The sequence below is a fragment of the Spirochaetota bacterium genome (assembly GCA_040756435.1).
Classification (GTDB): Bacteria; Spirochaetota; UBA4802; order UBA4802; family UB4802; genus UBA4802.
The window spans coordinates 32,463-49,055 of the sequence record JBFLZD010000005.1; the positions used below are offsets into that span (position 1 = coordinate 32,463).

Here is a 16,593-nt window from a genome sequence, read left to right on the forward strand (position 1 = left end):
TGAGGTGCCCCATGTACTGGAATAAGGAGATTGAAACAATCAGCCGTAAAGACTTAGAAGATTTACAACTCAAAAAATTGCAGAAAGCATTACAGGCTGCCCGTACTACCCCATTTTATAAAAAAGTTTTTGAAGAACATAAGATCAACATTGATAAAATCACAACTCTTGACCATATCAAAGACCTGCCATCTACCTCTAAGAACGACCTTCGTTTAAGTTACCCTGATGGGATGGTAGCCGTCCCAAGGAAAGAAATAGTACGCATGCATGCCTCATCGGGAACAACCGGCAAATCCACAGTTATATTCTATACGGCAAAGGATATAAAAGACTGGGCTGACTTGGTTGCACGGTGCATGGTTGCAACTGGTGCAACATCTGATGATGTATTCCAGAACATGATGGGATACGGGCTTTTTACCGGTGGATTGGGATTGCATTACGGTGCAGAACTTTTAGGTTGCATGGTTATACCTGCAGCTTCAGGGAATACACTGCGTCAGATTCAACTGATGCAAGATTTTGAAACAACAATCATCCATATTACCCCAAGCTATTGCCTGCACCTGGTAGAGGTAATTAGAGCTGAAGGAATTGACCCCTATGCATTGACCGTCAAAAAAGCATATTTAGGAGCCGAGCCCTATTCGGAAGCAACCCGCAAAAAGATTGAAGAGCAATTTGGCATTGATGCCTATAATTCGTATGGACTCAGTGAGATGAATGGTCCGGGGGTTGCGTTTGAGTGTACCTATAAAAATGGTATGCATATATGGGAAGATTACTATATTGTTGAGATAATTAATCCTGAGACTGGCGAAGTACTTCCACCTGGTGAAGAAGGTGAACTGGTCCTTACGCACATCAATCGCCAGGCAATGCCTATCATCCGCTACCGCACACGAGACCTTACCCGTCTTATACCCGAGCCTTGCCCGTGTGGCAGAACTCATTACCGCATTGACCGCATTAAAGGACGTACTGATGATATGCTGATAGTAAGCGGCGTTAACGTATTCCCATCACAAATAGAAACGGTACTCATGAAATTCCCTGAGGTTGGCAACAACTATCAGATAATTTTGGACAGAGAAAATAACCTGGACAGGATGCATATTAAAGTTGAGTTGTATTCAAAGCTTTTCCATGGCGATATTAAGGAAATTGAACGAATTAAAAACAGGCTTAAAGAAGCATTGAAAGCACTGATCACCATTAATCCCCGCATTGAGCTTTTAGAACCAGGTTCGCTGCCACCAAGTGAGGGGAAAGCAAAGCGTGTTATTGATAACCGTATGCTCTAAAACTTTAAGGGGAGGTGTCATATGGCATTTCAGGTATCAGTATTTGCTGAGAATAAACCCGGTAAAATTGAAAGAATAACCAGTATATTGGCAAAGCACACTATTAATATCAGGGCTATCACCATAAATGATTCCGGCGATTATGGTATTATCAAACTGCTGCTTGACAGGCCTGAAGATGGATGCACTGCCCTTAAGGAAGAAGGTGTTGCTGCAACATTGAAGGAGATAGTAGCTGTTAAAATAGGCGATAAGCCGGGCAGTCTTCACAAAGTAGCAGCAATCCTTAAGGACCATGCAATCAATGTTGATGATGCATATGGCTTTACGGTAAAGCCACATGAAGAATCTGTTTTTGTATTTCAGGTTGATAATCCAAAAGCAGCAGAGAAAGTCCTTAAAGATGCAGGGTATCAATTACTGGCTGATAAGGAATTATATTTGCTGTAATATTAGCTCAAAGCACCTTGAACTTGATTTAAGTATCAATAACTATTGGTTAAAATTGGAATTACATTGATTAAATTCTAATTTTAGGAGTATTATCCATGAAAAGAATAACTATTATATTTACCATTGGCGTTGTTCTTTTTTTCATTTCATGTTCACAGCAGATCAGCATACAGGGGAAGCCAGATGTACTGGTAAAAAAATACCTTAAAGATGATTCCACGTATGTCATCATGTGTAAGGGATATCCAAAACCAGATACCACAGGTATTCAGGCAACCGAAACAGCCAAAGAAGCTGCTTTACTCAATGCCCAGTATATTGCACGTGGCATTTTTTCTGAAGAAGTTGACGTTATCAAAGATGGTATTGTAGATGGTTTTTCAATCAATCCGGATTATGTGGTTATCACCTATTCAATACGCCATCCCAACATTAAGCGCTATATCCTGGAAGAATAATGTTTTACCATTCCACTGTTTATTCTTCAATCTAAACATTTGGCTATTGTTCAATGTAATTACTGTGCCATACTATGCGTATGAATACATCCCACATGAAAGCCATAGAAGATGTATTCTATTTGGTATATATTAGTTTTACATATAAGGGAACTTCTACAAACTGTTTTTACGGATGTTCCCCTGTGGGCACAATGTATTTTGATAAAACCGCTTTCTTTTAGATTAATAATTCCAGAAGAAAGCAATTTTTAAAAGTGCCATAATTTTGATTATTTCTTATTATCTAATTATACCTAATAGCTTGATGAAAAATAGTATTGTTAAAACATTTTGCTTCACCCTGCTTTGATTATCGATACTATACATTACACCATAGTTGCCCCATCACAGGCAATGTACTATCCTTATGATATACGATTATTTGCCTGGCAATAATGGAGTAAGATAAATAATGAAAAAAAGAGGGACACAAGCAGGTCCCTCTTTCTTTGGAAGGAAGATAAGTGTAATTACTTCTGTGCTGGAGCCTGTTCTGCTGGCTGTTCCTGAACTGGCTGATCAGTAGCAGGAGCTGGAGCTTCTTCTTTTTTGCAGCCAACAAATGCTACAGCAACTGCGAAAACAGCAATAAGAATAAGAGATGCGAATTTCTTCATGGCGTTACCCCTTTTATAATATAAAAATTTATTGTAGTATTTGAATATGGCTTTACCAATAAGCACAGCCATATAAAAAAATCAAGTATATATTAAAAAAATTTTTTTTGATATGTTGAACGGCATGTTGCTGATTCCCATACAGTAACGCTGTGTACATTAATGTGTGTTGAATTATTGATAGAATATTGTTTTAACATTTTTTCAATTTTTTGATATATAATTTTAGATAGCAATTCTGAACTGGGGTTCTGTTGGGTAAACTCCTTTATATCATTTAAATTTTTATGGTCAAACTCTTGCAGCACTGCTTTCAGTATGTCTTTCAGATCATGAAAATCAATTAATATCCCTATATCATTAAGTTTTTGCCCATACACCGATACTTCTACTTTCCAGTTGTGACCATGAATATTTTCACATTTTCCTTTATACCCTTTTAACTGATGGGCTGCTGAAATATAATCTTCTATTGTTAAAATGTACATCCCCATGCTCCTTAATAATCTTTTATGCAAACATGGTCAACACTCTGCTTACCTTTTCTATCTCACGTTTGGTGAGTGTGGGATAGATTGGCAACGAAAAAAGTTTTTTTGATAGCCTGTCACTGTGCGGATAATCAAGATTCCTGCGTTTACAGTACTGATGCAATGGAACTTCAATCGGATGAAATATCTCTATGCCATTCTTCTTAAAAAATTTTTCTGCTATATCAGGTTGTGCATCAAAGAGTACCGGGAAAGCCTGATACGTGCAGTGGTCGTTATAGGCATATAATGTGCTGTGATGTGTTTTGTTTAACGCATCATAGTATATACGTGCAATATCACGTCTTCGCCTGACAAAATCTTTCAGTTTAAGCAACTGGTTTAATCCAAGAGCTGCATGCAAATCACTCATACAATAATCAAAGCCAGGAATATGGGAATGTGGCACACCGGCCCGCACATCGCGTATGTATGAATAATGGCGCGAATTATTGGTAAATATCATTGCACCCATTTCAGTTGTAATCATCATCGATGGCGAAAATGATGCAATGGCAATCGATGGTGATGGCAGGAAGATGTCAGCAGTATCCATACCTATGGCATGTGATATATCAAGGATTACTGGAAGGGAACTATCGCCTAAATCAAAACCCAGTGGTATGCCAAACATGTGGCCTAACACAATTGCCTTAGTTTTTTGTGTAATAGCCTTCTGGATTAATTCGGGTGAAGGATGATATGCACCTTCGGCAATATCAATTAACACACAAGTTGCGCCAACCAGATGACATGCCTGTAATGGCGCTTCATGAAAAAAAGATGGCATTATTATTTCATCACCCACTGTAACACCCAGTGCCATAAATGCACAGTGATATGCTGCCGTTACTGAATTGGTTGCCAGAGCATATTTCATTCCCAAAAGATTTCCCAGTGCCTGCTCAAACTGCTTCACAACAGCACCAGAAGCCAGAGTATCCTGTATAAGGCAATCAAGAACGCCTTCCAGTTCCTTTCGTGTAATGGTTGGTTTGCTTGAAACTATTTTCATGGTTCCTTATCGCTTACTATTAATGTTCAAATGAAACGTACATGTGAATACTATTAAAAATTGGTCAAGCATCATTTGGCAAGAATAAAAATTAAATCAAGCAATGCTTATGTTGTTCCGATACTACACATAGTATAGGTATTATCAAAGGAGGCATTCAATGCGTAAATTTTTTTTAATACTGGTGGCGATAGTTATAGTAGCAGCTTTTGCTATTTCATGTGCACCTAATAATGTCATGACGAAACGTGACGAAACATATACATTTGACCAGGCCAGCGGTCAGGATGAAACCCCGGTATATTCTGATATGGAAACAGCTCAAATATCTTCAAATAGCAGCGATAGCTCATATTATCAGGTTGGCATAGCCAGCTGGTATGGACGGGAGTTTCAGGGAAGGCTCACCGCATCGGGCGAACCATTTGACATGAATAAATATACTGCAGCACACCGCACACTTCCATTTGGCAGCGTTATACTGGTCACAAATCTTGAAAATGGGAAAAAGGTAAAATGTACTGTTAATGACAGAGGACCATTCAAGAAAAACCGCATTCTTGATGTATCATACAAAGCTGCAAAGGACCTTGACATGCTTGTCACTGGTGAAGCTAAAGTGGGCATTACCGTTCTTTCATACGGCAACGATACGCAGCCAGGAACAAAGTCACATGATGTTGGAGTATTTGGCCAGCCTGTTGATAATTACAGTGATAGTTCCAGTACTACAGACATGGATTCAAAACAATTCAGTGGACTGGCACTGCAAACAGGTGCATTTTATTCAAAATCAAATGCATTGAAACTTAAAGAAAAGATTGAAGGACTTGTTGACAAACCTGTTACTGTAGTACAGGAAGGTTATTATTATAAAGTACGTATAACCAATATGAATGAAAATGAAGTTTCACGTTATATTAAAATTTTGAAAAAAAATGACATCCCTTCATATAAAGTAACAGGTAACGAAAACATGAATGATTAGATATATACAGGAGGATGTCCCAAAAGACACCTCATTGCAATTACTTTACACCCGCGTCATTGCAAGGAACGAAGTGACGAAGCAATCTCGCCTTTCGTGACACCGGGATTGCTTCCCCTATACATAGGGTCGTAATGACATACGTCAACAAGAGACCGCCACAGGGATTACACCCTTCGCGGTGATAGCAAATCCGTCATGGCGAGCTCCATAGTTTGTTTTGATACATCTCCATTTGTTTTATCCAAAAAGCTGATGTAATAAAGTTACAGCTATTTTAATAAATATGTACGTATCTACAGTAAGCCCTCAATATTTACTCCATACATTATCTTACATGTATGATTTTTAGCATTCAAAATATATCCAGAATAATTATTGATTTTTACAGCATATATTCCAACTGGTATACATTTATGATTGGTACATGCCATAGCGTATAAGCATATAACCAATTATGTTTATACTATGTCAATTGCAAGCCATTACATCCCTGTATTATGCAAATACTATGAGCAGTTCACGAGCACATCACATCGATTATCTGAAAGCATGGGCAGTCATTGTTATGATAGAAGTCCACGTTGTTAATTGTTTCCTCAATCCATCATTGCAAACAACATGGTGGTTTGATATACTAAATTTTATAAACGGGCTTGTAGCTCCAGTTTTTATATTTACTGCTGGTTTTTCATTTGTTTTATCGGTAATGAAAAAGAGAGAAGAGCTTATTAATTTTTCAGATCTTTTTTTGAGAAGAGCAGGCAGGATACTATTAATTTTTCTTGTTGGCTATCTCATCCATGTTCCCTATTTTTCTTTAAAAAATATTGTCATCTATGCTTCACAATCTGAACTCAAATCCTTTTATTTAACTGATGTCCTTCAATGTATTGGCTCGGGATTGCTGGTGTTGTTATTGCTACGAATGGCAATTAAATCAAATACGCTGTATCATAGCATCATCACTGCTATTGGCTTGTTGGTTGTTTTTATAACCCCCTTTGTATGGAGGATTGACTTTTACCAATGGTTTCCTTTGCCAATTGCTACATATTGTAATGAAATACATGGTTCATTATTCCCGGTGTTTCCATGGCATGGATTTTTGTATTTAGGCGCATCGTATAGTATTGTTCAAATAAACAATACCAATAATAACCATGCCGCTATGTCTTCAAACCTATTGATGGCAATTTCTTCTATTATTAGCATTTTTGGTATAGTCATTATGCATTTCCTGTCCAAAAATCCAGCATACACTATCAAGACAAGCGCAATTTTCTTCTTTACACGATATGCACTGGTCATTGTGTTGCTGCATGTATCCCAGTGGTATCTTCAAGAAAAAAATAATCAGTGTGGATTATTCATTGATATTGGGAAGGAATCACTGCTTGTTTACTGGTTACATCTTCAGATATTGTACAGGCATATTTTCAATGGGAAATCACTTGAAAGAATTGTTGCTCATAAATTTAACCTGGTAGAGTGTTTGACAGCTTTTCTTTTGCTTGCAGCTTTGATGTTTGCTGTAGCAATTATGTGGAATAAATTAAAACAACATTATCCTGCAGTTTCCCGGAAAATATTTACTGGAACAATACTCATTGGATGGATAAAATTTTTATTTTTTTAATCTTAATCTGCTTTTGTGGCCTTTGCCAGGTACTGCAACGCTGTTTGATTGTTCCCAACAAATAAATGGCATAGACTTAACGATATTAATGCCTGTGGTGTAGGCTCTTTTTGTATTTCCTGTTCCAACTGCAGTATCTTTGTATCGATAGTCCCCTTACTGTCATTGAAGATGGTGGGTGGTATTGTTGCAATATACTCATTAAATTGCTTGAATCCCTTTTTCTGCAATGAATGGGAAATCAGCTTTTCATCATTATACTGTGCACACTGTAGAATTATATCTGAAGTAATTTCCCTAAACCTGAATGAGTCATGATACTTATCATATTGGTGTAAATAGTGTAAAGCATCAGTATAATTTTTTTGTTCATAATATAACAGTATAATTGCTGTTAGAGCAACTTTATTGGCAGGGTCCTTTTTTATAACTTCTTTAAAACATCCAAGAGCTGCTTTATAATTATTGAGTTTGCTGAAAGCAATGCCTTTAACAAGAAGAGCAATAAAGAAATCTTTATTACATGTAGTACACTGATTCAGGGTAATAATGGCTTTTTTATATTCACCCAACCTGAAATAGAGGCTTCCGATGTTAAATAATACAATATAATCTTCTTTCAGTTGCAGTGCACGTAAAAAACAATCAAGAGCATGCTTAAATTGTTGCATGCGATAATACAACGAACCTAAATTGATTAATGCAGCCCTGTAGGAATTATCAATTTTCAGTATCTGTGTATATAATTGTAGCGCTTCATTAATCTTGCCCTGCTCTTCCAGCTGAAGTGCTTCCCTGAATTGTTCCTGTATAGTCATTCAATCAACCTTTTTAAAAACAAATAGGCATTCTATTGCTTACTATCGGCATTTTATTTTGCAAGGGCAACTTTATTTCGTCCCATCTCTTTTGCCTTATATAACGCTTTATCCGATCTGGCAACAAATTCCTTTATAGAAGTATCTCGGGCAGGATCATACTGAGCAACTCCTATGCTTATCGTTACATGCAATGTTTTGTCCTGACCCTTAAACGGATGCTGTTCAACAATCTTACGTAACCGTTGCGCCACAATACCAGCTTGATTAAGTCGCGTCTGGGGCAATATCACCGCAAATTCTTCGCCTCCATATCGGCAGGCTATATCCATTTTACGAAGGTCTTTTAAAAATATTGCAGCCACTTCTTTCAGTACACTATCGCCCTGCAAATGCCCATAGGTATCGTTGAACCGCTTAAAATGGTCTATATCACACATTAAAAGCGAAAGGGGGGTGTTATACCGCTGGCTCCGTTTCATTTCTTCAAGCAGCCGTATTTCAAAATAATGGTGAATATACAACCGTGTCATCCTATCAAGGGTTGACATTAAATAGAGGCGTGAATTTTCAACAGCCACAGCGCCAAACCGTGCAACATAATGTAAAAATTCCTTTTCTGAATTAGAAAAACCGCCACCCGTTATTTTTTCCCCTAAAAGCAGAACTCCCATAAGTGAATTTTTTGATTTAAGTGGGACCACTATGTATGGATTTAAAAATGCTATCAATTTAAGGTCATCAGCCAGGTCGGGTAACTCAAGGAGCGTTTCATATTCAATTGGGTATGGATTATTTTCTAAAAATCCAACAAGCGGACTTGTTTCATGCAATATCACATTTTCCTCAAAATCACTATCATACCCTTTGGCCATGTGTATATAAAAATCATTCACATCAATGTCTTTTTGCAACAACAACGCTACCTGTTCAACGAACATTTGCCCAATACAGCTGTATAAAAGGGATTCAACCAGGCTTTCAAACTGCAAATTTGAGGAAAGGCTTATTCCTAACTCAAGCAGGTTGCGCAGGTCATAAATCTTTTTTTCAAGGCCTTCTATACCTTCCGGGGTAAGTTCAGTTTCATCAAAAAAAGTTAACCCATTGTCATCCATACATACCCTTTTTAAAATAATTCTTGCGTTTTTATTACCATTGCCCGTTTATGACGTTATGCACTGTACCAGTAAAAAATAGATAGTTTAAAGTACATAGCAGAATTTTATACTATTTACAAAAAATGTCAATAATTATATCGTTACTGTAGAAATTCAATAGATAAATAGTTACTAATATGCAGACTATAAAAGTAAAATTACACCCTGGCGCTAAACTGCCGGATTATCAAACCATCCATTCATCAGGTGCTGATCTGTATGCCTTACTGGATACACCGGTAACCCTGCAGCCACTGCAACGTGCTCTTATTCCCACCGGCATTTTTATTGAACTTCCCCCCGGTTATGAAGCACAAATAAGACCTCGTAGCGGTCTTGCCATTAATCATGGGATCACACTTCTTAATACTCCTGGCACCATTGACGCTGATTATCGTGGAGAAATTAAAATAATTGTGATAAACTTAGGTGATAAACCATTCACAATTGAAAACAATATGCGAATTGCCCAGATGGTCATTTCGCATACTTTGCAGGTTACATTTGAAGCGGTTCCAGAATTAACCCCTACAAAACGAAATGACGGAGGCTTTGGACATACAGGCTTATGAAAGAAAAGAAAATACGAATTATACCAATAGGCGGTCTTCATGCTATTGGTGGCAACATGATGGCCATTGAATATGACAATGAAATGATTATAATAGACTGCGGCATTACCTTCCCTAACGGTGAAACACCCGGCATTGATTTTATGATACCGGATTTCAGCTTTATACTTGAGAATAAAACTAAAGTGAAAGGCATCATCATTACCCATGGTCATGAAGATCATATTGGAGCAATACCATTTTTACTACAAAAGATAAATGTACCGGTATATGCCACAAAACTTACCCTTGGGCTGGTAACAAGCAGGCTTGCCGAGCGACCGGTAAACATACCTACATTCATTGAAATAGAACCGCGTGATGTAATCCATATTGGTTCATTTGTCATTGAATTTTTGCGGGTAAACCATTCAATCATTGATGGTGTTGGGCTTGCCATAAAAACTCCCATTGGCACTATTATCCATACTGGCGATTATAAGATTGACTACTCACCTATAGATGGTAATGTTGCTGATCTTCACCGCTTTGCTGAATATGGTCAGCAGGGGGTGTTGCTTTTAATCAGTGACAGTACCAATGCAACCAATCCCGGTTATACCCCATCTGAGATAGTTTTGAAAAAGAAACTACTGGAAATATTTGCAAAATCCAGGGGGCGCATTTTCGTAGCAAGCTTTGCTTCTAACATACACCGAATCCAGCAGGTTCTGGAAGCTTCACAGAAATATAACCGTAAAGTTGTTATTTCCGGTACCACCATGCAAAAAAATATTGAGATAGCAACCGAATTAGGGTACCTGAAATACAAAAAAGACCTTATCATAGATGCAAAAGATATTGGTAAATATACCCATAAAAAATTGGTAGTTTTGTGTACCGGTTCGCAGGGTGAACCCATGTCAGCACTTTCCCGTATGGCTGCCGGCACGCACAAACATTTCAGGATAGGTGCTGGCGATACTGTTATCATTACCGCATCGGTTATACCGGGAAATGAACGCATGGTGTACAGTGTCATTAATTCCCTGATGCAGATGGGCGCAGATGTATTCTACGAACAGGATGAAGAAATTCATGTGTCGGGGCATGCTTCGCAGGAAGAGCTTAAGCTTATGATTACCCTGACTCAGCCAAAATACTTTTTGCCGGTACATGGCGAATATCGTCACCTCAAAGCACATGCCTCACTGGCCGAATCACTCAACATAAAACCACAGAATATCATTGTTGCCCGTAATGGTGATATCATAGAGCTAACACCAAACCGCTTTGAGAAGAAAGGTAATATCCCTCTTTCGACAGTATATGTTGATGGCACCTATATTGGCGATATCACTGATGACATCATTGCTGAACGCAAAACATTAGCTTCTGATGGTGTTATTGTTATCAGCATTGTTATTGGAGATGGATTGCTACTGTACCCACCAGTTATTATTGCCAAGGGTTTTATTGGTGTAAAGAATGATAGATTTATTCAGGTGCTTCAAAAGGAACTATCGAACACTATTGAAAAGCAGCTTTTACAGAATGCCTCACCGGAACACTTAACTGTAGCAGTAAAAAAGCTTGCCAAAATGATTGCCCACCGCTTTACCAACAATACGCCACTCATTGAAACTATCATTCAGGAGATTTAATATGGCCTATATTATTGTTGTTTTCTGCATCCTGGGGATTATCCAGGGTGTAACTGAATTTTTACCTGTATCATCATCAGGTCATCTGGCACTTTTAGAGGCAGTACCCCAGGTTCACGCTATCTTTGGCTCAATGGATAGTAGTGCTAAACTTTTTTTTAACGTTGCACTGCACCTGGCAAGCCTGGTGGCAATAATCATATTTTACTATAATGACATCATTAAGCTTGTCACCGGAACTATCGCCGAAATTACAAAAAAACACTATGGCACCCATTGCCAGTTTACCTGTAATATCCTCATTGCATCTTTACCTGCTGCTTTGATTGGTTTGCTTTTCAATGATTTTGTTGAAGCATCAATTTCCAGCCCCGCAATGGTTGCAGGCCTTCTGATAATTAATGGTATTATGCTCATTGCATCTAATAAATTACCCAAAAAAAGCCGAAAATGTGAAGAGATGGGAGTACTGCAAGCATTACTGGTGGGGATTTTCCAGGCAGTTGCAATTTTGCCGGGCATATCACGTTCGGGGAGCACTATTGTTGGCGGTCTTTTAACAGGGTTGGAGCCTGAAGAAGCAGGGAAATTTTCTTTTTTAATGGCAATACCGGTTATTGCCGGTGCAGGACTGCTTGAATCGAGGAAGTTAGGAGCCATCAATGCTTTTGAATTTGGTATTCCCGTTGTGATTGCTATGGCTGTAACATTTATCGCAGCACTTGCCTCATTGAAGCTGCTTGTGGCAATGCTCAAATCGTTGCACCTGCACTATTTTGGGTACTATACCATTGTAGCGGGGGTGACAGCATTAATAATTTTACTGGTATAAATTTATAATTACAGGATCACCAAGCGTGTATGTCCAATCGTGTTACTGAAATACTGTGTGTTGTACTGTGGGGATTTGCTGTTATTGTTTTTCTTTCACTGGCAACATTCCACATATCTGATTATGATGCTCTGTTTACCATGCCGGTACAAAATATTCTTGGCCCTGCAGGCGTAGTACTTGCTCAGATACTCAGAATCTCGTTTGGCATAGCATCATATTTTGTTGTTGCAATACTGCTTTTAACCGGTTGGGGGCTCATCAAATACAAATCACTGGAACCTGTCCTGGAACACATCTTTGCCATTACCTTTGCAATGGTTTCAGCCTCACTTCTTGTAACCATTATACAGCCTGAAACAATTGCCCCCTTTGCAGGAGGAGTGGTTGGCTTAGCGTTATACCACGTACTTACTTCAGTAATGGGTTTTACCGGAGCATGGATTGCAACAATACTGCTGGTACTTATTTCACTTATACTGCTTGGGATAGTGTCAATTAGCTATCTCTTTGATAGCCAGCGGTTTAACTCTTTAGCAAAAGTTGCAGCGCTGCTGTATACAAAGATTATTCTTTTTAAGCACAGGGATTCCATACCTCTTCTTGACATTCAATCATTCAATACTGAAAAAAAGTTACCCTGGATTACAAGAACCAAAATTACTCTCTATGGAAAAACACCTGTGCACAAACCAAAGCTCATTGAATATGACAACATTCTTACGTATAAGGGCGATAGTTCCTATTATAGAAACAATGACTATCCAGATGACCTTAAGATAATCAATACCCATACCGCTTCTGCTGAAAGCACTACCATGCATAATTCAAATCATTCTGTCATAGATAGCTCTACCACGGAAAGCAAAGAAGCTACCACACAGGTTGCTACTGTAACCAATGCAGTGATTGAACTGCCACAGGAAAACGATAAACAGGATGAACATGTACCGATAGTTATTGAAACGAATAGCAGTGACATCGATGAACATACTGACGAAGATGAAGAGTATGAATATGATGATGAAACAATTACTGAAGAAGACATGGTTGCCCGCAACATTTTTGAAGAAATACCAATCAATCAGAAATACAGTATACCTGTAGACTTTTTAAAGCAATACAACGTGCCTGATGAAACAGGCTATAAACAGGAGATAGCAAAAAATTCTGAACTATTGGTTAATACACTGCGGGACTTTGGTATTGAATCAAAAGTTGTCAATGTGAACCGTGGGCCGGTCATTACATTGTATGAACTGCAGATAGCTCCGGGTATTAAAGTTAATAGAATTGTTGGCCTTGCTGATGATATTGCTATGGCACTTGCCGCTTCTCGTGTTCGAGTGGTGGCACCAATCCCTGGCAAAAAGGCCATTGGCGTAGAGATCCCCAACAAAGTGCGCGAGACAGTGACATTGAAAGATATTATTGCCTCACCTGAATATGCCCATCAACAGGGGCGACTCAAAGTGGGACTGGGCAAGGATATCATGGGAAAACCGGTGGTCATTGATATAAAAAAATTGCCACATCTGCTTATTGCCGGAGCAACGGGAGCTGGCAAATCCGTATGTGTCCATTCCATCATAACAAGTTTGGTGTATAACTATGATCCAAACTATGTGCGCTTTATCATGGTTGACCCAAAACTTGTTGAGCTACAGATATACAATGGCATTCCCCATCTGCTTACCCCGGTTATCATTGAGCCATTCATGGTACCAAAAGCACTTAAGTGGACCATGATGGAGATGGAACGGCGCTACTACCTTCTTTCGGAATATAACACTCGTGACATTGATCGCTACAACCAGATGGTTGAGCGCAATAAGACCGGCGAATACCTGCCCTATATTGTCATCATCATGGATGAGCTAGCCGATTTAATGATGGTTGCTGCCAAAGAAATAGAAGGCTACATTACCCGCATTGCACAAAAAGCCCGCGCAGTGGGTATTCACTTAGTGCTGGCAACCCAGCGTCCATCGGTTGATATCATCACCGGCATCATCAAAGCAAACTTCCCTGCCCGCATTGCATTTCAGGTTGCACAGAAGACTGACTCACGTACCATCATTGATCAGAATGGGGCCGAAAAGCTTTTAGGTAAGGGCGATATGCTCTATCAGTCGCCAATGAGTTCTTTTCCTATTCGTATTCAGGGAGCATTTATTTCAGAGGATGAGCTATCATCAATAGTTGCTTTTCTTAAAAAGATAGCAAAGCCACGGTATGTTGATATTGAACAAAGCCTGGTAGAATTTGAAGATGATGACGAAGAAGGCGAAGATGAGCTTTTCATTGAAGCGGTGAAGATAGTTGAAACCACAAAAAAAGCTTCGGCTTCATATCTTCAGCGCAGGCTTTCCATTGGTTACAATCGTGCTGCACGTATCATTGAGCGCATGGAAGAGTTAGGCTATATTGGCCCTCAGCAGGGAAGCAAGCCTCGTGAAGTATATATATAAAAAATTTTAAGTGACTTTTTTTTCCCCATATATTATTATATCTTTATACTATCACTTTTATAAATGATAGTATATACATGGTATTGTATGTGTTTACCATGCGGGCTTATGGTATAGGCAATTTGATAATCCTTTTATAAATGATGAATATGAAAAAGTTGTTAACCTTACCCATAGCACCTCTTCTACACGGGGAGACGGTTGCTTAGCCTATCGAAGCATGGTTGCTGAGCCCTTCGATAAACTCAGGGACCATCTATCGAAGCACGGTTGCTCATATTGTTCAAAGCAGGTGATGAAGTGAATCTATATTGTTTCAGGTAATAATTTAAAGACGTTCATTACATACTATGTGAGGCGCTGTATGAAATATACCAAACAAATCACTTTTATTGTCATTATTATTATGGCAATAGCCCTTTCTGTCAGTGCAATACCTGGCAAGAAAGTAATAGGCGTTACTGCATTTACCAATCTGTCAAAAGACAAAACGTTTGACTGGCTGTGTATTGGTATTGCTGATACCATATCCTATAAACTGCGTAATGTTCAGGAATATATACTGGTAGACAGAGTAAACGTTGATAAAATTATTGGCGAGCTACAGCTTTCCCAATCCGGGCTCATTGATGAAAATACTGTTGAGGCCGGTAAAGCCTTAGGTGCCAATATTCTTGTTGTTGGCAATTTCCAGAAATTTGGCAACCAGATACGCATCACAGCAAAGATCGTAGATGTACAATCGCACGCTGTCATCAATCAGGTTCAGGTTACAGGCTCATTGAATGATATATTCAACCTGCAGGATTCGCTGGCACTGGGAATCATTGAAAAGAATGATACTACTATCACAACCGAAACAAAAACAAAAATTGTACAGAACGATACCAATAACATCAGTGCATACGAATACTTTGTTCGTGGGCAAAAGTTTTTGCTATATCAGTTAGATTATTCTAAAGCCATAGAAATGTATCAGAAGGCAATATCTATTGACCCCAACTATGCAATAGCCTATGCAGGTTTGGGTAAAGCATATTCGCTGCGTTCATGGGAACTCAGGGAATATCATAACACCACCGATCCCACACTCATTGAAAAATCCTTTCAGAGTAGCAAAAAAGCTTTATCCCTTAATCCAAATTTAGATGAAGCCCATCTGTCACTTGCCCGCTATTATCAGGAAGTGGACCAGGGGAAAGTACCCAATAAATGGACTTTGTGTGAAGATGAAACCCGCAAAGCACTAGAAATTAACCCCAATAATGGCGAGGCATATCTGCTCTTGAGCAAAATTTATGCCTACGATATACCCAAATCAGAAATGTATTTAAAGCAGGCAATTGAAAAGAACAAATTTTTAGTAGATGCCCACAACAATTTAGGGATTATTTATTTAGACCGTGGCGATTTAGACACTGCTTTTTCATATATTAAAAATGCCATCGATATAGATGAAAATTACGTTATTGGCTATATGAATTTAGGCGTTATATATGAAAAACGAGGCCAGTATGATAAGGCACTGGAAATGTATAAGATGGCAGTATCAAAATACCCCAATTATATTCTGGGACTGCGTAACTTAGGTATAGGCTATCGCAATTTAAACAGGCTTGATGAAGCGTTAGATGCCTTTAACAAAGCGTTGAAACTAAAAAAGGATGATGCACAAACATTAAGCGAGATTGGGTATGTGTATCTGTTAAAAGCTGATTACACTAAAGCTATCGATTACTTTAAACAATCGCTAAAGTATGATCCTTCATATCGTTATAGCTTAGCTAATTTAGGATGGTGTCTGGTGCAGCAAGGTAAATACAATGATGCCATCCCGTATTTAGAGAAAGCACACAATGACAACAGAGATTATGCGTGGCCGGCAGGATATTTAGGATGGTTGTATGAAAACAAATTTCAGGATTACAATAAGGCCCTTTATTGGTATGGCGAGGCATTAAAGCGTGATCCCAATAATCAGGACTATCGCAATGCATATAACCGTTTATCAGGTTACTATCGCTAAACTATACTGTATGTATTGTGAG

The 16,593-nt window shown here is 38.6% G+C and carries 15 protein-coding genes; 10 read left to right on the top strand and 5 right to left on the bottom strand.

Annotated features, from left to right (window positions below; all coding sequences use genetic code 11):
• Positions 1-11: 11 nt before the first annotated feature.
• From AB1444_02635 to AB1444_02645, 3 genes are all read left to right on the top strand, one after another.
• Positions 12-1,307, top strand: coding sequence for a phenylacetate--CoA ligase (locus tag AB1444_02635; protein ID MEW6525545.1), 1,296 nt, complete (start codon positions 12-14; stop codon positions 1,305-1,307).
• 21 nt (positions 1,308-1,328) lie between these two features.
• Positions 1,329-1,757 (top strand): ACT domain-containing protein, encoded by a 429-nt coding sequence (locus AB1444_02640; GenBank protein MEW6525546.1) that lies wholly within the window; start codon positions 1,329-1,331, stop codon positions 1,755-1,757.
• Between the two features lie 98 nt (positions 1,758-1,855).
• Complete coding sequence (locus tag AB1444_02645; GenBank protein ID MEW6525547.1) at positions 1,856-2,218, top strand: hypothetical protein; 363 nt, start codon at positions 1,856-1,858, stop codon at positions 2,216-2,218.
• A gap of 512 nt (positions 2,219-2,730) precedes the next feature.
• On the opposite strand, the gene AB1444_02650 is transcribed toward AB1444_02645, so the two are convergent.
• The 3 genes from AB1444_02650 to AB1444_02660 all read right to left on the bottom strand — a co-directional run bounded on the left by AB1444_02650 (position 2,731) and on the right by AB1444_02660 (position 4,422).
• Positions 2,731-2,877, bottom strand: coding sequence for a hypothetical protein (locus tag AB1444_02650; GenBank protein MEW6525548.1), 147 nt, complete (start codon positions 2,875-2,877; stop codon positions 2,731-2,733).
• 92 nt (positions 2,878-2,969) lie between these two features.
• Complete coding sequence (gene queD / locus AB1444_02655; protein ID MEW6525549.1) at positions 2,970-3,365, bottom strand: 6-carboxytetrahydropterin synthase QueD; 396 nt, start codon at positions 3,363-3,365, stop codon at positions 2,970-2,972.
• 22 nt (positions 3,366-3,387) lie between these two features.
• Positions 3,388-4,422 carry a DegT/DnrJ/EryC1/StrS aminotransferase family protein gene (locus AB1444_02660; protein MEW6525550.1) on the bottom strand — a complete coding sequence of 345 codons (1,035 nt, stop codon included), beginning with the start codon at positions 4,420-4,422 and terminating at the stop codon, positions 3,388-3,390.
• A 160-nt stretch (positions 4,423-4,582) separates the two neighbouring features.
• Between AB1444_02660 and AB1444_02665 the strand changes: the two genes are divergently transcribed.
• The gene (locus AB1444_02665) at positions 4,583-5,410 is read left to right on the top strand and encodes a septal ring lytic transglycosylase RlpA family protein (protein MEW6525551.1); all 828 of its coding nucleotides are present in this window, start codon (positions 4,583-4,585) and stop codon (positions 5,408-5,410) included.
• 457 nt (positions 5,411-5,867) lie between these two features.
• Complete coding sequence (locus AB1444_02670; GenBank protein MEW6525552.1) at positions 5,868-7,049, top strand: heparan-alpha-glucosaminide N-acetyltransferase domain-containing protein; 1,182 nt, start codon at positions 5,868-5,870, stop codon at positions 7,047-7,049.
• Positions 7,050-7,051: 2 nt separating this feature from the next.
• On the opposite strand, the gene AB1444_02675 is transcribed toward AB1444_02670, so the two are convergent.
• Positions 7,052-7,867 (bottom strand): tetratricopeptide repeat protein, encoded by an 816-nt coding sequence (locus AB1444_02675; GenBank protein MEW6525553.1) that lies wholly within the window; start codon positions 7,865-7,867, stop codon positions 7,052-7,054.
• A gap of 53 nt (positions 7,868-7,920) precedes the next feature.
• Positions 7,921-8,985 (bottom strand): diguanylate cyclase, encoded by a 1,065-nt coding sequence (locus AB1444_02680; protein MEW6525554.1) that lies wholly within the window; start codon positions 8,983-8,985, stop codon positions 7,921-7,923.
• 179 nt (positions 8,986-9,164) lie between these two features.
• Between AB1444_02680 and dut the strand changes: the two genes are divergently transcribed.
• The 5 genes from dut (at position 9,165) to AB1444_02705 (ending at position 16,571) form a co-directional block, all read left to right on the top strand.
• The gene (dut, locus tag AB1444_02685; GenBank protein ID MEW6525555.1) at positions 9,165-9,599 is read left to right on the top strand and encodes a dUTP diphosphatase; all 435 of its coding nucleotides are present in this window, start codon (positions 9,165-9,167) and stop codon (positions 9,597-9,599) included.
• Positions 9,596-11,242 (top strand): ribonuclease J, encoded by a 1,647-nt coding sequence (locus tag AB1444_02690; protein ID MEW6525556.1) that lies wholly within the window; start codon positions 9,596-9,598, stop codon positions 11,240-11,242. Before dut ends, AB1444_02690 begins: the two co-directional genes overlap by 4 nt.
• Before the next feature lies 1 nt (position 11,243).
• The gene (locus tag AB1444_02695) at positions 11,244-12,074 is read left to right on the top strand and encodes an undecaprenyl-diphosphate phosphatase (protein MEW6525557.1); all 831 of its coding nucleotides are present in this window, start codon (positions 11,244-11,246) and stop codon (positions 12,072-12,074) included.
• Positions 12,075-12,103: 29 nt separating this feature from the next.
• Entirely contained in the window at positions 12,104-14,545 is a 2,442-nt protein-coding gene (locus AB1444_02700) for a DNA translocase FtsK (GenBank protein MEW6525558.1), read from the top strand.
• Positions 14,546-14,909: 364 nt separating this feature from the next.
• Positions 14,910-16,571 (top strand): tetratricopeptide repeat protein, encoded by a 1,662-nt coding sequence (locus tag AB1444_02705; GenBank protein MEW6525559.1) that lies wholly within the window; start codon positions 14,910-14,912, stop codon positions 16,569-16,571.
• The last annotated feature ends 22 nt before the right edge of the window (positions 16,572-16,593 follow it).